Here is a 20,411-nt window from a genome sequence, read left to right as displayed (position 1 = left end):
GCACCGAAGCCCACCGCAGCACACCGCTCCGCGCTGCTCTGCACCCACGGCGCCCGTCCCTCCGACATCGCCGACGACGTCACCGACGCCATCGCCGGCATCGCCGACCGCCGGGGGTCAGAAGACGTACTCGTCCCCGGTGGCCGGAGCCAGCACCTCGTGGTCGTTGTTCTTCGGGTTCCGATCGGTCGCTCCGCCGTTCCACAGCGTGTCGACCCGCACGACGACCTCGTCCGGCCGCCCTGCAAGCTGCAGTTCGAGAGCGAGCTGCCGCCCCTCCGGCACGTCCGTGCGCAGCTCGCCCGTCCGGCACAGCACGGTCTGCCGGTCCGCCTGCAGACAACTCTCCGGAAGCTCCTGCCGCCCGGAGAGCGACAGCGACGTACGCACCCGTACGGTCACACCGGCCAGGTTCGACGGTCCGTGGTCCACGCTCTGCACCCAGACCCCGAGCCCCGAACCCCACAGCGAGACATGCCCGTGGTGCGACACATCCGCCTCGGGCGCGATGCCCCCGATCACCGAACCGGTCACCGAACCGGTCACCGTCCTGTCCCCGGCCCCGGCCCCGGCCCTAGTCGTATCCGTACCCGTATCCGCAGCACCAGCCGTGCCACACATTCCCAGCCCCACGGCCAAAGCCATAGCCATCGCCGCCGCCGCGGTGGTCACCACGGGCGCGGCTCTACGTGTCACTACCATGCCCTGAAGATACAGATCACCCCGAAACATCCACATTTCACCACGAGTTCGGCGCGCCTCTCCCTCGCGACCTCCCTGCGCCTCCCCAGACCCCCTTGGGCCTCCCCCGGTCGCCCCCGGTCGCTCCCCCGCCTCCCCCCCTGCCTCCTCCCCCTGCCCCCTCTGCCTCGCCCTTCGCTTTCCATGACACGCTGCGTCCATGGCCGTCGCTCGCTCTGTCGCTCTGTTCGTCGTCGCCGCGCTGTTCGAGATCGGCGGTGCCTGGCTCGTCTGGCAGGGTGTACGTGAGCACCGTGGCTGGATCTGGATCGGTGCGGGCGTCATCGCGCTCGGCGCCTACGGTTTCGTCGCCACGCTCCAGCCGGACGGCGAGTTCGGCCGCATCCTCGCCGCGTACGGCGGTGTCTTCGTCGCGGGCTCGATCGCCTGGGGCGTTGTCGCCGACGGCTACCGCCCCGACCGCTGGGACGTGATCGGCGCGCTGATCTGCCTGGCGGGCATGGCCGTCCTCATGTACGCCCCCCGCAACCACTGACCGCACGCCTGCCTATCCTGGCCCCGTACCGATCAGCTGCCCGAGGAGTCCGTCATGGCTGCCACCCCGATCGCCGTCATCACCGGAGCGAGCAGCGGCATCGGCGCCGCGACCGCCCGACAGCTGGCCGCAGCCGGCTACCGCGTAGTCCTGACCGCCCGCCGCAAGGACCGCATCGAGGCGCTCGCCGCCGAGATCAACGAGGCGGGCCACCAGGCAACCGCCTACGCCCTGGACGTCACCGACCGCAACGCGGTGGACGAGTTCGCCACGGCGTTCCGTACCCTCGCCGTCCTCGTCAACAACGCGGGCGGCGCACTCGGTGCCGACCCCGTCGCCACCGGCGACCCCGCCGACTGGCGCCAGATGTACGAGACGAACGTCATCGGCACACTCAACGTCACCCAGGCCCTGCTCCCCGCACTCACCGCGGGCGGCGACGGAACGGTCGTGATCCTCTCCTCCACCGCGGGCCTCTCCACGTACGAGGGCGGCGGCGGCTACGTGGCCGCCAAGCACGGCGAACACGTCCTGGCCGAGACCCTCCGGCTGGAGATCGTCGGCACCCCGGTCCGCGTCATCGAGGTGGCCCCCGGCATGGTCAAGACGGAGGAGTTCGCCACCACCCGCTTCCGCGGCGACACCGAGAAGGCGGCAAAGGTGTACGCGGGCGTCGAGGCCCCCCTCACCGCCGACGACGTGGCCGACACCATCACCTGGGCCGTCACCCGCCCCAGCCACGTCAACATCGACCTCCTGGTGGTCCGGCCCCGCGCCCAGGCCTCCAACTCCAAGGTCCACCGCACCGCCTGAGCCCGGCGGACACCCGAGGGCCCGGAGCGAGCAGCCCGAAGGGCCCCGGACGCGCATCCCGCGCCCGGGGCCCTCGTTCCGCACGCGTGAATCCACACGCATGAATCCACACGCGTGAATCCGCACGCGTGAATCCGCACGCGTGAAGAAGCCTCAGCCCTTCACGCACACCACCTGCTTGAGCTTGGCGACAACCTCCACCAGGTCCCGCTGCTGCTCGATGACCTGCTCGATCGGCTTGTACGCGGCCGGAATCTCATCCACCACACCGGAGTCCTTGCGGCACTCCACGCCCCGCGTCTGATCTTCCAGGTCCCGCGTCGAGAAGCGCCGCTTCGCGGCGTTCCGGCTCATCTTCCGGCCGGCTCCGTGCGAGGCCGAATTGAAGGACTTCTCGTTCCCGAGGCCCTTCACGATGTACGAGCCGGTGCCCATCGAACCCGGGATGATCCCGAAGTCCCCGGATCCCGCGCGGATCGCTCCCTTGCGCGTGACCAGCAGGTCCATGCCCTCGTACCGCTCCTCCGCCACATAGTTGTGGTGGCAGGAGATGACCGGCTCGAAGGTGACCTTGGCCTTCTTGAACTCCTTGCGGACCACGTTCTGGAAGAGCGCCATCATGACGGCGCGGTTGTGCTTCGCGTACTCCTGCGCCCAGAACAGGTCGTTCCGGTACGCCGTCATCTGCGGGGTGTCGGCGATGAAGACGGCCAGGTCCCGGTCGATCAGATCCTGGTTGTGCGGCAGTTTCTGCGCCTGGCCGATGTGGAAGTCGGCCAGTTCCTTGCCGATGTTCCGCGAACCGGAGTGCAGCATCAGCCAGACGGAACCCGATTCGTCGAGGCAGAACTCGATGAAGTGGTTGCCCGATCCGAGCGTTCCCATCTGTTTCGTGGCACGCTCCTGACGGAACTTGACCGCATCGGCCACTCCGTCGAACCGTCCCCAGAAGTCCTCCCACCCCTTCGCCGAGAGGCCGTACAGCCGGTCCGGGTCCACGGCCTCGTCATGCATGCCGCGGCCCACCGGAATGGCCTGCTCGATCTTCGATCGCAGCCGGGACAGGTCACCGGGGAGGTCGTTGGCCGTCAGGGACGTCTTCACCGCGGACATCCCGCAGCCGATGTCCACGCCGACCGCCGCCGGACAGACCGCGCCGTGCATCGCGATGACCGAACCGACCGTCGCCCCCTTGCCGAAATGGACGTCCGGCATGACGGCGAGCCCCTTGATCCAGGGCAGGGTGGCCACGTTGCGCAGCTGCTGCATCGCGACGTCCTCGACCGAAGCCGGGTCCGCCCACATGCGGATCGGGACCTTCGCGCCCGGCACCTCTACATACGACATAGTTCCTCGATACCCCCGAAAAGCCTGAAAGCGCAAAACCGGTGCCAAGGTCGGCAAATGAGTCGGTCGACCGGCAATCGCAGCGGCGCGTGCGATAGACATTGTGTCCACCGGTCGCCATCGAGCGACAACCGTTTTTCGCACGAAGGGAGCCCAGGACCGTGCGACGAATGGCGTACGTGCCCGGCATCGCGCTCATGGCAGCGCTTGTCGTCGGCTGCAGTGCCAGCACTGGAACGGGCGGCTCCGCCCCCGACAGCAAGCCCGGCGAGGCGACGGTCGCCGCCGCGGCCCCCGGCAAGTACCGCACGCTCCTCGACCCTTGCCGCGCCGTTGCGCCGTCCTCCCTGAAGGACCTGCTCCCGGGCGCCGCCGAACTCCCCGAGGACCAGCAGCAGAAGGTCTACGACGGCACGGCCACCGTCACCTACGACACCGACCGCCGGGTCGGCTGCCGCTGGAAGTCCGAGGCCCCCGGCTCCTCGCACACCCTCTTCGTCGACTTCGAGCGGGTCGTCTCCTACGACCCCTCGGTGAGCGACGACGACCGCGCGCGCGAGGTCTACGCGAAGAAGGAGGCCGCCGCCGGTCTGTCCTCGGACGCCGACGCCGCCACCTCCGACAGCACGAAGAAGCAGACGCTCCCCGCAACGGATCCCGCATCGGATTCCGCGTCGGGACTCGCCTCGCACGCCCTGTCCGGCCCGGCCGCCAAGGGCAAGAAGACGGACGAGCCCACGGACGACAGCACCGACGGGAACGGCCACGCAAGCACCGACGGCGGCAAGGCCGACGACACCGGCACCGGTACGGCCGGCAGTTCCGGCGACTCCGAGGGGTCCGACGAGAGCCTCCTGCCGCGCACCCTCGACGGCCTCGGGGACAGCGCGTTTCTCAACGATCTGCTCACCCGGGCAGGCTCCACCGCGAAGAACCGCACGGTGAGCGTGGTATTCCGCACATCCAACGTCATCGTGACCATCCAGTACACCGAGCAGCCGACCGTCTCCACGGTGGTCCCCGACAGCAAGGAACTGCAGGAGAGGGCCCGGTCGCTGGCCCAGAAGCTGGTCGACAAGTTCAGCGAATAGCCCCGGCCCGGAGCATCCGGACCGGCGGCTCCCCCGCCCGCCGAGCGCGCGACCGAGGCGGCATCCGGTCGCCGTCCGTCGTACCGTGGGCCCTCCGGAAAACCCGCCGGAACGTCCGCCGCCGCCCCCTGGCAGCCCGCCCGCCGCGCCACCCGAGTGAAGGAACCATGCACCGTTCAGCCCCGCGACTCACCCGCATACTCGCCTGCGCCGCCGTTCCGGTCATGCTCGTCGTCGCCGGCTGCTCGTCGGACTCCGGCGACAAGGACAAGAAGGACTCGTCGGGTTCGTCCTCGTCGTCCACGGCACCGAGTGCGAAGAAGTCGGAATCGACTGTCGAGCCCGCCAAATTCACCGCCCTGCCCAACCCGTGCAAGTCGATCGCCTCGAAGACGGTCACCTCCCTGGTCCCCAAGACGAAGTCCAAGGGCGGAACCACTGCCAACTCCAGCGACACCGCGTACCGCGCCGGCTGCTCCTGGAACGGCCTCGACGACAAAGGCGTGAAGGGCTCCCAGTACCGCTGGCTCGACGTCGGCTTCACCCGCTTCGACTCGGACCAGGCCCTGGGCAGCGGCGCCACGCGCGCGCAGCAGGACTACATGAAGCAGGTTGCCAAGGCCAGGGAGGCCGAGGGCGCGAAGAAGGTCGCCGAGGCGTCCGTCCCCGGTATCGGCGAGCAGGCCACCAAGATCACATATGACCTCACCAAGACGAGTGAGGACTTCAAGTACGCGACGATCGTGGCCCGTACGGAGAACGTCGTCGTCACCCTCACCTACAACGGCGCGGGTTACGCGGGCGCGAAGACCCCGTCCGCCGACGACATCCTGAAGGGCGCCGAGAAGGCGGCGAAGGAGGCAGTGGCCTCGGTCGCCGCCACCACCACCGCCGACTCCAAGCCGGACGCCCCGAGCGGGTCCACCGAGCCCGGCGGGTCGTCGAAGTCGGGCGAGAAGGCCACGGACAAGAAGACGAGCTAGCCGACCCGGCGGGGCACGGCGGAGCGCCGCGGAACGCACCCCCAACGTCCCTGTCCAGCAGCGGTTTCACGAAGCCCGGTCCTCCCCCGAGTACCGGGCTTCGCCCCTCCCCGCGCAACACGCCGCGCCCTCATGTGCCAGGCTGTGCCCGCCAGAAGTCGAAGCAGGACGCCCATGCAGAGCGCCGGGGCGGGCGTCGGACACGGGAGACGGGGAGGGGAACGCGGGTGGCCGCGATGCAGCTGACACGCACCCACCGGATACTCATCGGGCTCGTGGTCGCCGGTGCGGTGCTCATCGCCGCGATCGGTTTCGCGGGTTCGTACGCCGCGGTGCGCGAGCTCGCGCTGCAGAAGGGCTTCGGGGACTTCTCGCTGGTCTTCCCGATCGGCATCGACGCGGGCATCTGTGTCCTGCTCGCCCTGGATCTGCTGCTGACCTGGCTGCGCATCCCGTTCCCGCTGCTGCGCCAGACGGCCTGGCTGCTGACCGCCGCGACGATCGCCTTCAACGGCGCCGCGGCCTGGCCCGACCCGCTCGGCGTCGGCATGCACGCGGTCATCCCGGTGCTGTTCGTGGTCTCCGTCGAGGCCGCCCGGCACGCCGTGGGCCGGATCGCCGACATCACCGCCGACAAGCACATGGAGGGCGTGCGGCTCACCCGCTGGCTCCTCTCCCCCGTGCCGACGTTCCGGCTCTGGCGCCGCATGAAGCTCTGGGAACTCCGCTCCTACGAGCAGGTCATCAAGCTCGAACAGGACCGGCTGATCTACCAGGCCCGCCTCCAGGCCCGCTTCGGCCGCAACTGGCGCCGCAAGGCACCCGTCGAGTCTTTGATGCCGCTGCGCCTGGCGAAGTACGGCGTCCCGCTGGCCGAGACCGCCGCGGCCGGCCTGGCCGCCTCGGGCATCGAACCGGTCCTGCTGCCCCCGGCCCCGGCCCTGTCCGCGGCAGAAGTGGACGAGTTCCCGCCCGAATTGCCGTACGCCGAACACCACCCGCAGCAGGACCCCCAGCAGCAGCACCCGCCAGAGCAGGAACAACAGCAGCAGGAACAACAGCAACAGCTAGGACAACAGCAGCAATTCGGACAGCAGCAGCCGCAGCACACCCACCCCTCCCACCCGGCCGCCGCCGAGGAGTGGCCCCAGGAGGGCCCCGGCTCGCACGAGAGCCCGTGGTTCACGGCGCCCCGGGTCCCGGACGACGCCTACGAGAGCGCGTACGACCCGGCCTACGTCGAGGGTCTGGAGCCCGCCCCGGTCATGGTCCCGCTGGGCCCCGGCGGCCGCACCCGCCCCCTGGGCAACGTGGGCACGATCGGCGCCGTTCCGGCCCCCCGCGCCGCAGAACCCGAGCCGGAACTCCAGCCGGGCCCCCGGCAGGAACACCAGCAGGAGCCTCAGCCGGAACACCAACCGGAACCCCAGCCGGAGCCCAGGCCGATGCCTCAGCCCGAGCAGGACCCTGCGGAGTGGGCGCAGGAGGACGCGGAGTTCGCCGAGATCGCGTACGAGGTGTTCGCCGCGTTCGTGAACCAGCACCACGACTTCCCGAGCGTCGAGGCCCTGGACATACACGTCTCGGACGGCCACAACGTCAGGCACCCGCGCAGCGCGGCACTGATCCGGCGTCTGATGCCGGAGTTCAAGAACCGCTTCCACGCGGAACTCGAAGCGGACCACATCGCGTAGTCACGAAGCGCCACGTCACACCGCACCGCACCGCGCCGGGCACCACGCCGCACCACTGCCCCGCACCACGCCGCATCACGCCGCCCCGCACCCGACGACGGGCGGGCCCGGCGCCCGGAGCCTGGAGCCTGGAGCCCGGAAACGGCGGAGGGCCGCCACCCGGTGATCCGGGTGACGGCCCTCCGTACGAGCACCGCCTACGCGCCCAGCAGCCTCCGCACCCGGTCCGCGCCCACGGCCAGCAGCAGCGTCGGCAGCCGCGGCCCCGTGTCCCGGCTCACCAGCAGCCGGTACAGCAGCGCGAAGAAGGACCGCTGCGCGGCCTTCAGCTCGGGCGTCGGCTTGGCGTCCGGCTCCAGGCCCGCCAGCATCTTCGGCACGCCGTAGACGAGCGTGGTGAGCCCGTCCAGCGACCAGTGCGAGTCCAGCCCCTCCAGGAGCAGCCGCAGCGACTCCCGGCCCTGCTCGTCCAGCGAACCGAGCAGCTCCTTGTCCGGCTCGGTGCGGACGATGGTGCGGGCCTCGGCCGGTACCTGGCTGGTGATCCAGTTCTCGGCGCGGTCGAGACGCGGCCGGGCCTCGTCGAGCGAGGTCAGCGGGTTCTCCGGGTCCAGCTCGCTCAGGATGCGCAGCGTCTGCTCGTCGTGCCCGCCCGTGATGTCGACGACCGACGCGAGCGTGCGGTACGGCAGCGGGCGGGGCGTACGCGGCAGCTCACCGGCGGCCGTGCCGATGGCCCGTGCGTACGCGGCGGCGTCGGCCGGCAGCACCGAGCCGTCGGCGATCTTCCGCGCCAGCGAGTCCCACTCGTCGTAGAGCCGCTGGATCTCCTGGTCGAAGGCGATCTTGAAGGACTGGTTGGGCCTGCGGCGCGCGTACAGCCAGCGCAGCAGCGGCGCCTCCATGATCTTCAGCGCGTCGGCCGGGGTCGGCACGCCGCCCTTGCTGGAGGACATCTTCGCCATGCCGGAGATCCCGACGAACGCGTACATCGGGCCGATCGGCTGCACGCCGTCGAAGATCTCGCGGACGATCTGGCCGCCGACGACGAACGAGGAGCCGGGTGAGGAGTGGTCCACGCCGCTCGGCTCGAAGATCACGCCCTCGTACGCCCAGCGCATCGGCCAGTCGACCTTCCAGACCAGCTTGCCGCGGTTGAACTCGCTCAGCCGGACGGTCTCGGCGAAGCCGCAGGCCGCACAGGTGTAGTTCAGCTCGGTGCTGTCGTCGTCGTACGACGTGACGGTCGTGAGGTCCTTCTCGCAGTTGCCGCAGTAGGGCTTGTACGGGAAGTAGCCGGCCGAGCCGCCGCTGCCGTCGTCCTCGCTCGCCGCGCCGGAGCCCGCCTCGGCCTCCAGCTCCGCCTCGTCGACCTTCTTCTGCTGCTGCGGCTTCTTCCCGCCCTTGGCTCCCGCCGCGCCCGCCGCACCCGCCGCCGACGGGTCCTTCTTCGTCCGGTACCGGTCGAGGACGGCGTCGATGTCGCCGCGGTGCTTCATCGCGTGCAGGATCTGCTCGCGGTACGCGCCCGCCGTGTACTGCTCGGTCTGGCTGATGCCGTCGTACTCGACACCCAGCTCGTCCAGCGCGGCGGTCATGGCGGCCCTGAAGTGCTCGGCCCAGTTCGGGTGCGCGGACCCGGCCGGTGCGGGCACCGAGGTCAGCGGCTTGCCGATGTGCTCGGCCCAGGACTCGTCGACCCCCGGGACGCCGTTCGGCACCTTGCGGTAGCGGTCGTAGTCGTCCCAGGAGATCAGGTGCCGGACGGTGTACCCGCGGCGGCGGATCTCGTCGGCGACCAGGTGCGGGGTCATGACCTCGCGGAGGTTGCCCAGGTGGATCGGGCCCGACGGGGAGAGGCCGGACGCGACGACGACCGGTTTGCCAGGCGCACGACGCTCCGATTCGGCGATGACATCGTCCGCGAAGCGGGAGACCCAGTCGGTCTCGGTGCTGCTCTGACTCTGAGCCACGGTCTGCACGTCCTTCTCTCTTGTAGGACTCGTAGGAACACCCTTGTGGGACTCGTAGGGGCACCGCCATTCTCCCAGGTCCCACCGGCAGCGCGAAAACGGCTTTACTCACCGTGGAATACTGGGCGTGATCCCTTGTACCCCTACGGAAACGGCAGCCAGCCCATGGCCTCGGTCAATTCCCTCGCTTCCACGCTCCAGCAGCAGCTGGCGGACGCCCTGACGGCAGCTCTGCCGGATGCCGGCACCGCGGACCCGCTGCTGCGACGAAGCGACCGGGCCGACTTCCAGGCCAACGGCATCCTGGCCCTCGCCAAGAAGCTCAAGGGCAACCCGCGCGAGCTGGCGTCCCAGGTCACGGCCGCGATCCCGGCAGGCGGCCTGATCAAGGAGATCGAGGTCTCCGGCCCCGGCTTCCTGAATGTGACGCTCAGCGACAGGGCGATCGTCGAGACCCTCGCCGCGCGCGACGCGGACGACGAGGGCCGCCTCGGCGTCCCGTACAACAGCGCCGCGGGCACCACGGTCATCGACTACGCGCAGCCGAACGTGGCCAAGGAGATGCACGTCGGTCACCTCCGTTCCGCGGTGATCGGTGACGCGATGGTGCAGATCCTGGAGTTCACCGGCGAGACCGTGGTCCGGCGCCACCACATCGGCGACTGGGGCACCCAGTTCGGCATGCTCATCCAGTACCTGATCGAGCACCCGGGCGAGCTGACCCACGAGGGCGACGGCGGCGCGGCGGACGGCGAAGCCGCCATGTCCTCGCTGAACCGGCTCTACAAGGCGTCGCGGGCGCTCTTCGACTCCGACGAGGAGTTCAAGGCCCGCTCCCGGGACCGGGTCGTCGCGCTCCAGGCGGGTGACGAGGAAACCCTGTCCATGTGGCAGCGCTTCGTCGACGAGTCGAAGATCTACTTCTACTCGGTCTTCAACAAGCTCGACATGGAGATCCGCGACGCCGACATCGTCGGCGAGTCCGGCTACAACGACATGCTGGAGGAGACCTGCCGCATCCTGGAGGAGTCGGGCGTCGCCGTCCGCTCCGAGGGTGCGCTCTGCGTCTTCTTCGACGACGTGAAGGGCCCGGACGGCAACCCGGTGCCGCTGATCGTCAAGAAGTCGAACGGCGGATACGGCTACGCGGCGACGGACCTCTCCGCGATCCGCGACCGGGTGCAGAACCTCAAGGCGAACACCCTGCTGTACGTGGTGGACGCGCGGCAGTCCCTGCACTTCAAGATGGTCTTCGAGACGGCCCGCCGGGCCGGCTGGCTGAACGAGGACGTCAAGGCCGTGCAGCTCGCCTTCGGCACGGTGCTCGGCAAGGACGGCAAGCCGTTCAAGACCCGTGAGGGCGAGACGGTCCGGCTGGCGGACCTGCTGGACGAGGCGATCGACCGGGCGTCCGCCGTCGTGCGCGAGAAGGCCCAGGACCTCACCGACGAGGAGATCGCCGAGCGCGGCGCGCAGGTCGGTGTCGGCGCGGTGAAGTACGCGGACCTGTCGACGTCGGCGGCGCGCGACTACAAGTTCGACCTGGACCAGATGGTGTCGCTGAACGGCGACACGAGCGTGTACATCCAGTACGCGCACGCCCGTTCCCGCTCCATCAAGCGCAAGGCCGGCGAGCTGAAGCCGCAGCCGCACCCGGAGCTGGAGCTGGCCCCGGCCGAGCGCGCGCTGGGCCTGCACCTGGACCAGTTCGGCGAGGTCGTGGCCGAGGTCGCCGCCGCGTACGAGCCGCACAAGCTGGCCTCGTACCTCTACCAGCTGTCGTCGCTCTTCACGACGTTCTACGACCAGTGCCCGGTGCTGAAGCCCGAGGTTCCGGGCGATGTGGCCGAGAACCGCCTCTTCCTCTCGGACCTCACCGCCCGCACCCTGCACCAGGGCATGAAGCTGCTCGGCATCCGGACCCCCGAGCGCCTCTGACCCCCGAGCGCCCCTGCCCGGGGCGCCCGCCCGTACGCACCGGCCCGGTGGCGAGACCTAGTTCGGCTCCATGGTCTCCCACTGGGCTGTGTCGTACTGGTACCTGTACTCCGGCCGCGTCTTGATGCTGCTCGTACGGAACGGCTTCCCGCCGTCGTCGATGCGCAGCGTCCCCTCGCGGCCGCCGCTGCTCCACTCCAGCTCCAGGTACCAGCTGACGTCGTGCCCTTCGACATGGGCGTTGAGGTCGAACACCTCCACATCGGTGGAGGACACCCGGAACGGGAAGTCCTTCGGCGGCACCCGCACATCCCCCTGCTGCCCCGCCACCGGGGTGAGGGTCGGCCGGCCGTCGTCGAGGTCGATGTCGAAGGACTGCGGGGTGATGCCGCTCCCGCAGCCCTCCCCCATCGAATACGCCGACCAAGCCAGCGGCGCCTTCCGGGACAGCGTCCGCACATGCAGTCCGTTCAGCACGACGGCCTGCCCCGACTTCCCCTGCACGGTGACTTCGAGCAGCATGTTGCCGCCGTCCACCCCGCCGAGCGCCCTGGCCCAGCCGCGGGTGTCCTGCGGCGGGGGCGGCGGAGGCACGTCGTTCGGCTTCTGATCCAGCACGTAGTACTTGCCGCAGGGCTCTTCCCAGTTGTACGAGCTGATGGTGGCGCTCAGCGGCACGCCCCCGCTCTGCTGCCCACCCGGCCCGGCTCCCGTGCCGTGCCTCCCGGACGTGGCGAAGGCGCCGCCGGACGGCGGTGACGAGACGGTTGCCGAGCCGGACGGTACGGGCTTGCCCGACTTCTTCGTCCCACTGGGCGAGGGGGTGGCGCTCGCGTCGAGGCCCGATCCGACGCGCGCGTCCTCGTCCGGGTCCTTCGCATCCACGACGGGGGCGTTGCTGAGATCGTCCGTGTCCGTACCCGACAGCTTGCTGACGACGATCGAGGTCGGCACGGTCAGCGCGACGACGGCGACGGCCGCGAGCAGCACACGCGCCCGTGCGGAGGCCAGGAACCGCCGGGGCCGGCTCGCCCCGCCGGCCAGGATCGCGGGTTCGGGTCCGGGTTTGAGTTCCGGCTCGGGTTCGGGCTCGGGCGTGATCTCGGACGCGTCGCCACCGGCCCCTGCCCCGGCCCCTGCCCCGGCCTCGGCCTCCTCGGAACCACGAACCGCCTCCGGACCCGCCTCCGGACCCGCGTCGGAAGCCTTGCCCGAAACCGCATCCGGCACCGGCACCGGCACCGGCTCCGCAGAAGCAGAAGCAGGAACAGGAGCAGCCGTGGCAGGGCGCCGCCGGGCCGCATCCGCCACGATCCACCGCCGGTGCAGCTCCACCAGTTCGTCCGGGCTCGCCCCGCACAGCCGCGCCAGGCGTTCCACCGGGGCGTACTCGTTCGGCACCGCATCACCGTTGCAGTACCGGTGAAGCGTCGACGTGCTCACGTGCAGTCTCCCGGCGAGAACTCCGTAGCTGCGCCCCGAACGGTCCTTCAGTTCCTTCAGCAGAGCCGCGAAATCTCCGGCCTCCGGCGTCGCCACCTCGGCGTTCCCCCTCCTGGTCCGTCCCGGAACACCGTTCCAGGGACGTGGAATCTGCCCAGGTCACAGTACGCGCAGGCATTCCAGCTTCCCCAATGGGCTGTTCGGCGTTGCGGGCGGAATCCGCGGTCCCGCAATCTGTGAACACACCGCAGCGACCACCGGGACAACGCAGTGCGATTCCACTTCCGCATCGAGCTCATCGACGCAGTGGCCATCGGAGTGGTGATCGTGTCCGCCGCGATCGTCATAGTCCTGATCTGCCACAACTGACCGACCTTCATCACCGGCCCACACACGGGGAGTACCACCACCATGCGCAACCACATCCGCACCACCGCCCTCGCCGCGACCGCCCTCCTGGCCGCCCTCTCGCTCACCGCCTGCGGCGGCAACGACAACGCGAACGACAGCAAGGCAGGCGCGGCGGCTCCGGCGGCGAACGCCACCGCCACCACCCCCCACACGGACAAGGGCGCCAAGGACGCCAAGGACACCAAGGACACCAAGGACGCCAAGGAGACCGGCAGCGGCACGGCCCAGGCCCCCGCCCAGAACGCCTCCACCACCTCCAAGGGCTCCACCGGCGGCAGCAAGAGCGGGAAGAGCAGCGCCGGCAGCACCGGAAGCGGCAGCAAGTCCCCCGTCACCTGCACCGGCTCGAACACCAAGGTCACCGTCACCAAGGTGAGCCGCCCCATCAACCACCTGCTGCTCACGGCGACCAACACCGGCTCCGCACCCTGCTACGCGTACCACGCACCGGCGCTCGGCTTCGACGACGCCCAGGCCGCCTTCCCGGTCCTCCGCGACAGCATCCCGCAGGCCGTGGTCACCCTTGAGCCGGGCCAGTCCGCGTACGCGTCCATCGGGCTGTCCGGTGAGCCCGACGGGCAGGAGCTGCACAAGGGCACCCACCTCACGGTGTACTTCACCGGCAAGGCCAACCAGGGCTCCACGGGCGCCCCGGCCAAGCTGACGCTCCCCGCCGGCACCTCCTGGGGCGACAACGGCTTCGTCACCTACTGGCAGAGCGAGATGGCCGACGCCCTCATGTACTGATCCGTCAGCACGTACGGATCCGCCGACACGCACTGATCCGTCAGCGCCTCGCCGGGGTCGTCCGCTCTCGCGGACGGCCCCGCTCGCGGTACTCCAGCAGCTCGCGCAGCTGCTCGTCGAGGCGCAGCGCACCCAGCGCATGATGCCTGGCCACCAGGTGCCGGTGCGGATCGGGGCCGGGCCGCAGCGCGTCCAGCAGCAGCCGTCGAACGGTCTCCGGTAGCTGCACAGTGACTCCCGTTTCCTCTGCGTAAGGGCGGGCCGTACGGGCTGCGGAAGCAGCGTAACGCGACGCCCACGCCCAACAGCCCTACAACTGAACTACGTTGACTCGTAGTCGACCTACGGGGGCGCCGCATGGACCGGACCCGGCTGAAGTCACTGGCCTCTCTGGTGTCCGCGCTCGCGCTCGCGGCCCTCCTGCCGGTCCTCGTCGCGCTGTGGGTCGGCGACGGCGTACAGAAGCTGCTCACCGGCGACTCCGCCACGGTCCACGACGTCACGCAGTGCGTGGAGGGCGGCGGGCAGTTGCCTGCCGCCCACTGCTACGGGACGTGGACGTTCGCGGACGGCCGCACGGCCTCCGGCGAGATCACCGGCGCCGAGGTGGCCGCCGGTGACACGATCTTCGCGGGCGACGGCTGGGCGTACGACTCCACGTCCCCGCTCCACTGGCGGATCTGGATCCCGGTCACGATCTTCGGCGCCGGAGCCGCCGCCCTGACGGCCTCCTGGCTGCGCCACCGCAGATCCCGCGACGACCCGGCCCCGGCCGACTGACGTAAGCTGGCCTTCCATGGTTATAAGCACCGCTCTGTGGTCCTTCGCCCTGGTTGTAGGACTGCTCACCCTGACTCCCGGACTCGACACCGCTCTGATCCTGCGGACCTCGGCGCTCGGCCGCCGCAGAAGAGCCTGGGGCGTCGTCCTCGGAATCCAGACCGGCACCCTCCTGTGGGGTGCGCTCACCTCCCTCGGTGTGACCGCACTCCTCACCGCCTCCCACCTGGCCTACACGACGCTGCGCTGGGCCGGCGCCGCCTACCTGGTCTGGCTGGGCGCCCGCATGCTCCGGGACACCTTCCGGGGACGCCCCGTCCCGGACACGAGCGACTCCGTACTGCTCGCCGGTACGGACTCGGTACGCGGCGGCTGGCGGCAGGGAACGCTCACCAACCTCCTCAACCCGAAGATGGGTGCCTTCTACGTCGCCGTCCTGCCCCAGTTCGTCCCCGCCGGCGCAAGCCACTTCGCCATGGGACTCCTGCTCACCACCGTGCACATCCTCATCGGCCTGATCTGGTCGGCCGTCCTCATCGGCTTCGCCCGCGTCCTGCACGGCTGGCTCCGCAAGCCCCGGGCCCGCCTCCTGCTCGACCGGATCACCGGGACCGTCATCGCCGCCTTCGGCATCCGGCTGGCCCTCAGCGACTGAACCCCCGGCCCGGCCGGGCCCCCGGGAAAGGCCCAAACGAGAGGCCCTGGCGTCGATTGGTTCGGGATGCGCCGACGCGGACCGGTCGACCAACTGGCCCACCTCGCGGACCACCCGGACCCGAAGGTCCGCAGAGCCCTCGTATGGGCCGTCGAGAACTGGTCGCCCCGTGGCACCACGGAACTCCTCCACCACCTCTCCCAGGACCCGGACGCGACGGTCCGGGAGGCCGTCGAGTCCAGCGCACCCGAGACCTGAGGCCCTCGCCCCGACCGGGCTCGAACCCGTACAGATTTCTTGTACGGGTCGTGCACGCGTGACGCGGGCGCCCGGGTGGAAGTTCGCTCGGTATGCACCCCAGGAAGCGGAAGCGCAAGAACGCGTCGGCCATGAAACTCGTGGGGAGGCTGGTCGCCGTCTTCCGCAGGGCCGCCGGTCTGACCCAGCCTCAACTCGCTGACCTGGTCGGCCATCAGGTGGAGACGATCGCCTCCGTCGAGCAGGGCAGACGCGCTCTGCTGCCTAGCCTGGCCCTGATGTTGGACCAACTGCTGGACACCAAGGGCGCGTTGTCGGAAGCCGTCGAACAGATGCCGGAAATCGACCTGATTCCGGCATGGGCGGGCGAGTACCTGGAGCTCGAACTGGAGGCGCTCGCGCTCTCCTGGTACGACAACCAGGTCATGCCCGGCCTCCTCCAGACGGAGCGGTACGCAAGGGCGATGTTCCGCAATCGGATTCCGGCCTTCAGCGAGGAGGAGGTCACGTACCAGACGGAGGCCCGTCTGAAGCGCCGTGAGATCCTGCACCGGCCGTCGCCCCCGACCATCAGCTTCGTCGTCTGGGAGCCGGTCCTGAGCCTCCAGCTCACCGACGACGAAGGGCATATGGAGCAGCTGAGGCACCTGCGGGAATGTGCCGCGCTCCCCGGTATCTGCTTCCAGGTCCTGCCCCTGAACCACCGGACCCACGCGGGACTCGCTGGCCCCTTCACATTGCTGGAAACACCGGACTTCCAGCGCGTGGCCTACTCCGAGACACAGCGCGGGAGCCTGCTGGTCTCCGACCCCGACGAGATCAGCATCCTCTCCCAGAAATATGCGATGCTGCGAGCCCAGGCCCTCACCCCCGAAGACACCATGGGCCTACTGAAGCGTCTGCTGGGAGAGCAATGAGCACCGCACTTGAGTGGTTCAAGTCCAGCTACAGCAGCGACGAAGGCGGGCAGTGCCTCGAAGTCGCTTACGAATGGCGCAAGTCGAGCTACAGCGGCGACGAAGGCGGGCAGTGCCTCGAAGTCGGCTACGACTGGAAGAAGTCGAGCCACAGCGGCAGCGAAGGCGGCGCCTGCGTCGAGGTCGCCGCGCACACCGCCGCCGTCCACGTCCGCGACTCCAAGAACCCCGACGGCCCCGTCCTCACCGTCGCCCCCACCACCTGGACGGCCTTCGCCGGCTTCGCCGCCGACCGGCGACTCGCCTGAACCCACCGGAGGAATCCCACCGCCATGGCTGTCATCCACCGCACCACCCTGACACCCACCAAGCTGGAACTCCTCGCCACCTGGCTGCCCACGCAGCCCTGGTACCGCGGCGCGTCCGGGCAGCAACCCGAGTTGGCCACGTCCGGCGGATTCCGGCTGGACGATCCGGAGGGCGAGGTCGGCATCGAGTTCATGGCGGCCACCGACACCTCGGGCGACCAACCGGTCACGTATCACGTGCCGTTCAGCTATCGCGGCGCACCGATCCCGGGCGCCGACGAAGAGCTCATCGGCACTACCGAGCACGGAGTGCTGGGGCAGCGGTGGGTCTACGACGGGACGCGTGACCCGGTCCTCGTCGCCCAGCTGTTCGCACTGATCGTCGGCGAGGCCGAGCCGCAGATGCAGGGCACGAGCGACACCCCCGATCCGTCCGTCACCGGGTGGTTCGCGGAGACCGGAGCCAAGGCGGCGATCGCCTCCACGACCGTGACCGACGACCCGGACGGTACGGACATCCTGGTGGAGACGGCCGACGGACGTCGCCTGGCCATCCACATCAACCGCGTTCTCCAGCCCGGTCAGGAGTCCGAGGAACAGGCACTCGGCCACGTGGTCGCGGACGCGTCGCTGCCCGACGGCACCACCGCTCGCACCGCGTTCGTCGTGGTTCACGCACACCCGTAGCCGAACCGCAGCGCCCGGCCGATTGTCAGTGGCCGGGCCTACAGTTTGGTCATGGCGACGCTCCCGAACCCGCTCCCGTCCCTGGCCACGTCAGGGCTCCAACTCCCGCCCGGCTCCCTGGTGGACGCCACGATCGACGGCACCTGGCACGAGCCGCTGCTCTGGTGCGCCGACGAGCCCGCGTCCCACGGCACATGGCGCACGCTGCGCGCGGCCGGGCGGACGGTCGGCCTGCTTCCCGTGCTGATCGACGGCGGCAGACGTGACCAGTGGCCCGACACCTGGGACCTGATCCCGGACGGCACGTCGTACCCCGGCGATCACGACGCCGAGGAGGTGCTCAGCGAGTACTGGGAGGACTGCGCGCCCGAGGAGCTCGACGCCGCCGAGGGCGAGTGGCCGGGCCTGGCCCCCGTCCCGGCCGCCGAGGGGCAGGACACCCCCGACGACCTGGCGGTCGCGATCGCCGAGGAGTGCGTCGGCCCGGACGGCTGGTACCCCGGCTCACGGCTGGCGCTCGTCCCGGCCCGGCGCAGTGCCGACATACCGGCGGCGATCGGCTGGTCGGGCCCCGTCAACTACGAGGAAGACGTGGCCCGGCTCTGCGCCGTGCTCCGCTCCTGGGAGGACCGCTTCGGCATACGGGTCGTGGTGCTCGGCTTCGACACCCTGACCGTCTCGGTCGGGCGGCCGCCGACCACCCTGGCCGAGGCACGGGCTCTCGCCGCCGAGCACTTCGCGTTCTGCCCGGACAACATCAACCAGAACCCGCCGTACGACCTGGACGTCTACGCCGAGAAGATGATCCTGAACCAGGAGACCTGGTCCTTCTGGTGGGACTGAGCGAACCTGCCGGGTTCGCTCCGGACCGCCCCCAAGGCGGGCCGGGGTGAACCCCTTGGCGAACCGCACGTCGGCACTGGCACCGACACCGGCACCGGCACCGGCGGGCGGCTCCACGGGCCTGACCGCCGCCCGCAGCGGGTGAGTACGCGCACTCATGTGCTGTGCGAGGAGCCTCGGTTGACTCACTGGCATGACTGACGTCCCCACGGCCGCTCGTGCGCCGCGCACCTGGATCGCCTCGCTGATTTCCACGGTCGTGACGCTTCCGCTGGCGTTCTTCGCCCTGGTCTTCGGCGCGTTCGCTCCGATGGCATGCGATTCCTGCACGGAGCCCGAGGCCGGCCGGTTCGACACCAGCTTCGATCCCGCGTGGACGGTACTCACTCTCAGCCTGGTGCTGGCGCTGATCACCCTGGTCACGAGCTGGGCGTTCAGCCGGCGCAGGCCGCCGGCCGGACTCGCCCTCGCCGTGCTCGCGCCCGGTGTCGTGTTCTTCGCATGGGTGGCGTTCATGGCCCTGGTCGACTGGCCGTGAACCTCCGAGGGGACCTGCCGCGCCCTGCCCGGGGGAGCTGCGGCTCGGGGCCCGGCCCGGTAAGTTGGCTGTCTTCGGGCGGCGCAAGCTCCCGGAGTCCCCGAAGGCGAAGCCCATGACGAACCTCGCCCAGACGCCTGCACGACTTCGCCTCGAAGCCGCGCTGAACAACCTGACCGCTGTCTTTCGCGGGATGGCCGCCCACCCCGACGAGCACAACTGCGAGTGCCACTGGGGCAGTGCGGAAGACCTCGCGCAGCTGAAGACACCGGACACGGCGCTGGACCCCGACCTTCTGCATCGCACCTGGCAGGCCACCGACTGGACGTACAAGGCATCCGTGCTCCGCCGGATCCTGCCCCAGTTCGCCGCGGCCCTCACCACCGGCCTCGTCGAACCCCTCTTCGGCATGGAGGAAGCCGGACGCACCTTCCACCAGGCCGAGTGGCAGCAGTGGCCCGTCGAACAGGCCGCGGCCGTAAGAGAGTTCCTGCACGCATGGTGGGCCCACACTCTCACCGAGCCGGACCCCGTCGTGCCCGCGTACCAGGTCCTCGTACTGGCCGCCGAGGCATCCGCCACGCTCGGCCCCTGGCTCCGCACCTGGGAGGCGCAGAATCACCCCACGGCCGACGAGCACCTGGTCAAGGCCGTGACCTCCTGGGAGTACGACCTTCGGGGAGATCAACTCCCCTGGAGCACCTGGCACGACGAGGAAGACATGTGCGCCGAGCTGACAGCCTGGCTACTGCGTCATGCCCCCGCCCGGCTCCGGGCCCACGGCGCCCCCGAAGAACTGCTCCACCAGATACGACTGCTCGGCCTCACCGGCCCCGAACGCTGGGACGAGGACCTTGGAGCCGGTGGGCTCGCGTAATCAACTGTCGCCGCCTCCCCGTGGAACCCACCCAGCCGGTGACCACGTGCCGTCACCGCCGGCCGACGGCCGCCTTGGCCGACGCGGACGGTGCGGACGGTGCACCAGCTGGGCGGGGTGAGGGCGGGCGGCGGGGTCAGGATCCGGTGGACGCCCTTCGGCAGTCCTGCCCTTGCAGCCACAAGCTGCCTTCGGCCCAGCCGGCCCGACAGTGGAACCGGGCTTTGGTGCTGCGATCGACGACGTCGAAGTCGGAGACCGGGCCCCAGCGGTCGGAATTGCACTGCCGTGCGAACAGGTTGGGCAGGTCCGCGTCGACCTGGTCGCAGTTGAAGACCTCTCGCGCCTGCGCGGCCGGGCTGCCGGCCCTGGCGGTGTGCGGTGCGGCGGCTGAGGCAGCCACGGGGGCGGCCACGAAGAGGAAGGCCGCGAGAGCGCCGGCCGTAAAGGCCCGCCTGCCAGTGCGACGGGCTTGCTGCATTGTGGTCACGTCAGTCTCTCCTTGGGAGACGGTCCGGACACGGTCGTGCCCGGACAACACACGCCCGACGCGACGGGGCGTGCTTCCCAGCGCATCCACGGGCGTCCTGAACCCGGACGGTCCAGTCCCCCCTCTCATCGGCACGCCGAAGCCGACGAGCTGAGCCAAACCACCCCGCGGGCAGGCGTACGGAGCACACCGTCGAACCCACTGCGCGCGCCGCATGCCCGTTCCGCGCCCGTTCCGCGCCCACCCCGGCCGACAGCTCACCCCGCGCGTACTGCGCCCGGAGAACGCGAGACGCGCAGCAGTCCGCCCGGCCGCTGCCGGACAGTGGCGTGCAGGTCGGCAGCCGGTGCGCCGAGCGTCGCGGAGAGGGCCGTCTGAATC

The 20,411-nt window shown here is 70.1% G+C and carries 22 protein-coding genes; 16 read left to right on the top strand and 6 right to left on the bottom strand.

Annotated elements, in window-relative coordinates; genetic code table 11:
* Nucleotides 1–117: 117 nt before the first annotated feature.
* Entirely contained in the window at nucleotides 118–546 is a 429-nt protein-coding gene (locus ACIOMQ_RS24950) for a hypothetical protein (RefSeq protein WP_401266123.1), read from the bottom strand.
* Between the two features lie 355 nt (nucleotides 547–901).
* On the opposite strand from ACIOMQ_RS24950, the gene ACIOMQ_RS24945 reads away from it, so the two are divergent.
* Nucleotides 902–1,237, top strand: coding sequence for a YnfA family protein (locus ACIOMQ_RS24945; protein ID WP_362199189.1), 336 nt, complete (start codon nucleotides 902–904; stop codon nucleotides 1,235–1,237).
* A 54-nt stretch (nucleotides 1,238–1,291) separates the two neighbouring features.
* Nucleotides 1,292–2,050 (top strand): SDR family NAD(P)-dependent oxidoreductase, encoded by a 759-nt coding sequence (locus ACIOMQ_RS24940; protein ID WP_362199186.1) that lies wholly within the window; start codon nucleotides 1,292–1,294, stop codon nucleotides 2,048–2,050.
* A 153-nt stretch (nucleotides 2,051–2,203) separates the two neighbouring features.
* Here ACIOMQ_RS24940 and ACIOMQ_RS24935 read toward each other — a convergent pair whose 3' ends face one another.
* Nucleotides 2,204–3,397 (bottom strand): RtcB family protein, encoded by a 1,194-nt coding sequence (locus ACIOMQ_RS24935; RefSeq protein ID WP_362199183.1) that lies wholly within the window; start codon nucleotides 3,395–3,397, stop codon nucleotides 2,204–2,206.
* A gap of 170 nt (nucleotides 3,398–3,567) precedes the next feature.
* On the opposite strand from ACIOMQ_RS24935, the gene ACIOMQ_RS24930 reads away from it, so the two are divergent.
* The 3 genes from ACIOMQ_RS24930 (at nucleotide 3,568) to ACIOMQ_RS24920 (ending at nucleotide 7,165) form a co-directional block, all read left to right on the top strand.
* On the top strand, nucleotides 3,568–4,488 hold the full coding sequence (locus ACIOMQ_RS24930) for a DUF3558 domain-containing protein (protein ID WP_401757777.1): 921 nt from the start codon (nucleotides 3,568–3,570) through the stop codon (nucleotides 4,486–4,488).
* Between the two features lie 167 nt (nucleotides 4,489–4,655).
* Nucleotides 4,656–5,471 (top strand): DUF3558 domain-containing protein, encoded by an 816-nt coding sequence (locus ACIOMQ_RS24925; protein WP_401987111.1) that lies wholly within the window; start codon nucleotides 4,656–4,658, stop codon nucleotides 5,469–5,471.
* Nucleotides 5,472–5,707: 236 nt separating this feature from the next.
* Nucleotides 5,708–7,165: a DUF2637 domain-containing protein gene (locus ACIOMQ_RS24920; RefSeq protein ID WP_401266116.1), complete on the top strand. Its 1,458-nt coding sequence runs from the start codon at nucleotides 5,708–5,710 to the stop codon at nucleotides 7,163–7,165.
* A 197-nt stretch (nucleotides 7,166–7,362) separates the two neighbouring features.
* Here ACIOMQ_RS24920 and lysS read toward each other — a convergent pair whose 3' ends face one another.
* A complete protein-coding gene (gene lysS / locus ACIOMQ_RS24915; protein ID WP_362199156.1) occupies nucleotides 7,363–9,147 on the bottom strand; it encodes a lysine--tRNA ligase in 1,785 nt (594 codons plus the stop codon).
* Between the two features lie 156 nt (nucleotides 9,148–9,303).
* On the opposite strand from lysS, the gene argS reads away from it, so the two are divergent.
* Nucleotides 9,304–11,076: an arginine--tRNA ligase gene (argS, locus tag ACIOMQ_RS24910; protein ID WP_362199153.1), complete on the top strand. Its 1,773-nt coding sequence runs from the start codon at nucleotides 9,304–9,306 to the stop codon at nucleotides 11,074–11,076.
* A gap of 57 nt (nucleotides 11,077–11,133) precedes the next feature.
* Here argS and ACIOMQ_RS24905 read toward each other — a convergent pair whose 3' ends face one another.
* Nucleotides 11,134–12,615 (bottom strand): helix-turn-helix domain-containing protein, encoded by a 1,482-nt coding sequence (locus ACIOMQ_RS24905; RefSeq protein WP_402190385.1) that lies wholly within the window; start codon nucleotides 12,613–12,615, stop codon nucleotides 11,134–11,136.
* Nucleotides 12,616–12,930: 315 nt separating this feature from the next.
* Here ACIOMQ_RS24905 and ACIOMQ_RS24900 point away from each other — a divergent pair, with 315 nt between their 5' ends.
* Nucleotides 12,931–13,677, top strand: a complete 747-nt coding sequence (locus ACIOMQ_RS24900) for a DUF4232 domain-containing protein (RefSeq protein WP_402190382.1) — start codon at nucleotides 12,931–12,933, stop codon at nucleotides 13,675–13,677.
* 40 nt (nucleotides 13,678–13,717) lie between these two features.
* On the opposite strand, the gene ACIOMQ_RS24895 is transcribed toward ACIOMQ_RS24900, so the two are convergent.
* Nucleotides 13,718–13,906: a hypothetical protein gene (locus ACIOMQ_RS24895; RefSeq protein WP_401757766.1), complete on the bottom strand. Its 189-nt coding sequence runs from the start codon at nucleotides 13,904–13,906 to the stop codon at nucleotides 13,718–13,720.
* 128 nt (nucleotides 13,907–14,034) lie between these two features.
* On the opposite strand from ACIOMQ_RS24895, the gene ACIOMQ_RS24890 reads away from it, so the two are divergent.
* From ACIOMQ_RS24890 to ACIOMQ_RS24850, 9 genes are all read left to right on the top strand, one after another.
* On the top strand, nucleotides 14,035–14,457 hold the full coding sequence (locus ACIOMQ_RS24890) for a hypothetical protein (RefSeq protein WP_402128746.1): 423 nt from the start codon (nucleotides 14,035–14,037) through the stop codon (nucleotides 14,455–14,457).
* Nucleotides 14,458–14,473: 16 nt separating this feature from the next.
* Nucleotides 14,474–15,112, top strand: coding sequence for a LysE family translocator (locus tag ACIOMQ_RS24885; RefSeq protein ID WP_402190378.1), 639 nt, complete (start codon nucleotides 14,474–14,476; stop codon nucleotides 15,110–15,112).
* A 66-nt stretch (nucleotides 15,113–15,178) separates the two neighbouring features.
* Nucleotides 15,179–15,370, top strand: a complete 192-nt coding sequence (locus tag ACIOMQ_RS24880) for a HEAT repeat domain-containing protein (RefSeq protein ID WP_402190375.1) — start codon at nucleotides 15,179–15,181, stop codon at nucleotides 15,368–15,370.
* Between the two features lie 131 nt (nucleotides 15,371–15,501).
* On the top strand, nucleotides 15,502–16,287 hold the full coding sequence (locus ACIOMQ_RS24875) for a Scr1 family TA system antitoxin-like transcriptional regulator (protein ID WP_401266588.1): 786 nt from the start codon (nucleotides 15,502–15,504) through the stop codon (nucleotides 16,285–16,287).
* The gene (locus tag ACIOMQ_RS24870; RefSeq protein ID WP_401266099.1) at nucleotides 16,284–16,595 is read left to right on the top strand and encodes a DUF397 domain-containing protein; all 312 of its coding nucleotides are present in this window, start codon (nucleotides 16,284–16,286) and stop codon (nucleotides 16,593–16,595) included. Before ACIOMQ_RS24875 ends, ACIOMQ_RS24870 begins: the two co-directional genes overlap by 4 nt.
* A 24-nt stretch (nucleotides 16,596–16,619) precedes the next feature.
* A complete protein-coding gene (locus ACIOMQ_RS24865) occupies nucleotides 16,620–17,282 on the top strand; it encodes a maltokinase N-terminal cap-like domain-containing protein (protein ID WP_362199128.1) in 663 nt (220 codons plus the stop codon).
* Nucleotides 17,283–17,333: 51 nt separating this feature from the next.
* A complete protein-coding gene (locus tag ACIOMQ_RS24860) occupies nucleotides 17,334–18,125 on the top strand; it encodes a DUF4253 domain-containing protein (protein ID WP_362199125.1) in 792 nt (263 codons plus the stop codon).
* Nucleotides 18,126–18,318: 193 nt separating this feature from the next.
* A complete protein-coding gene (locus tag ACIOMQ_RS24855) occupies nucleotides 18,319–18,663 on the top strand; it encodes a hypothetical protein (RefSeq protein WP_402190373.1) in 345 nt (114 codons plus the stop codon).
* Nucleotides 18,664–18,778: 115 nt separating this feature from the next.
* Nucleotides 18,779–19,540: a hypothetical protein gene (locus ACIOMQ_RS24850; RefSeq protein ID WP_362199119.1), complete on the top strand. Its 762-nt coding sequence runs from the start codon at nucleotides 18,779–18,781 to the stop codon at nucleotides 19,538–19,540.
* 136 nt (nucleotides 19,541–19,676) lie between these two features.
* Here ACIOMQ_RS24850 and ACIOMQ_RS24845 read toward each other — a convergent pair whose 3' ends face one another.
* Nucleotides 19,677–20,030 carry a hypothetical protein gene (locus ACIOMQ_RS24845; RefSeq protein WP_362199117.1) on the bottom strand — a complete coding sequence of 118 codons (354 nt, stop codon included), beginning with the start codon at nucleotides 20,028–20,030 and terminating at the stop codon, nucleotides 19,677–19,679.
* Between the last annotated feature and the right edge of the window lie 381 nt (nucleotides 20,031–20,411).

Source organism: Streptomyces sp. NPDC087845 (assembly GCF_044742755.1).
GTDB lineage: Bacteria > Actinomycetota > Actinomycetes > Streptomycetales > Streptomycetaceae > Streptomyces.
This window is presented reverse-complemented; position numbering and strand designations above follow the sequence as displayed.

Bases quoted from the DNA above. Each gene is read 5' to 3' on its own strand.
- ACIOMQ_RS24855 (WP_402190373.1), top strand. From the start codon at position 18,319: ATGACTGACGTCCCCACGGCCGCTCGTGCGCCGCGCACCTGGATCGCC.
- ACIOMQ_RS24920 (WP_401266116.1), top strand. From the start codon at position 5,708: ATGCAGCTGACACGCACCCACCGGATACTCATCGGGCTCGTGGTCGCC.
- ACIOMQ_RS24900 (WP_402190382.1), top strand. From the start codon at position 12,931: ATGCGCAACCACATCCGCACCACCGCCCTCGCCGCGACCGCCCTCCTG.
- ACIOMQ_RS24945 (WP_362199189.1), top strand. From the start codon at position 902: ATGGCCGTCGCTCGCTCTGTCGCTCTGTTCGTCGTCGCCGCGCTGTTC.
- ACIOMQ_RS24860 (WP_362199125.1), top strand. From the start codon at position 17,334: ATGGCGACGCTCCCGAACCCGCTCCCGTCCCTGGCCACGTCAGGGCTC.
- ACIOMQ_RS24925 (WP_401987111.1), top strand. From the start codon at position 4,656: ATGCACCGTTCAGCCCCGCGACTCACCCGCATACTCGCCTGCGCCGCC.
- ACIOMQ_RS24935 (WP_362199183.1), bottom strand. From the start codon at position 3,397: ATGTCGTATGTAGAGGTGCCGGGCGCGAAGGTCCCGATCCGCATGTGG.
- ACIOMQ_RS24930 (WP_401757777.1), top strand. From the start codon at position 3,568: ATGGCGTACGTGCCCGGCATCGCGCTCATGGCAGCGCTTGTCGTCGGC.
- ACIOMQ_RS24850 (WP_362199119.1), top strand. From the start codon at position 18,779: ATGACGAACCTCGCCCAGACGCCTGCACGACTTCGCCTCGAAGCCGCG.
- ACIOMQ_RS24870 (WP_401266099.1), top strand. From the start codon at position 16,284: ATGAGCACCGCACTTGAGTGGTTCAAGTCCAGCTACAGCAGCGACGAA.
- ACIOMQ_RS24885 (WP_402190378.1), top strand. From the start codon at position 14,474: ATGGTTATAAGCACCGCTCTGTGGTCCTTCGCCCTGGTTGTAGGACTG.
- argS (WP_362199153.1), top strand. From the start codon at position 9,304: ATGGCCTCGGTCAATTCCCTCGCTTCCACGCTCCAGCAGCAGCTGGCG.
- ACIOMQ_RS24890 (WP_402128746.1), top strand. From the start codon at position 14,035: ATGGACCGGACCCGGCTGAAGTCACTGGCCTCTCTGGTGTCCGCGCTC.
- ACIOMQ_RS24875 (WP_401266588.1), top strand. From the start codon at position 15,502: ATGAAACTCGTGGGGAGGCTGGTCGCCGTCTTCCGCAGGGCCGCCGGT.
- ACIOMQ_RS24940 (WP_362199186.1), top strand. From the start codon at position 1,292: ATGGCTGCCACCCCGATCGCCGTCATCACCGGAGCGAGCAGCGGCATC.
- ACIOMQ_RS24865 (WP_362199128.1), top strand. From the start codon at position 16,620: ATGGCTGTCATCCACCGCACCACCCTGACACCCACCAAGCTGGAACTC.
- ACIOMQ_RS24880 (WP_402190375.1), top strand. From the start codon at position 15,179: ATGCGCCGACGCGGACCGGTCGACCAACTGGCCCACCTCGCGGACCAC.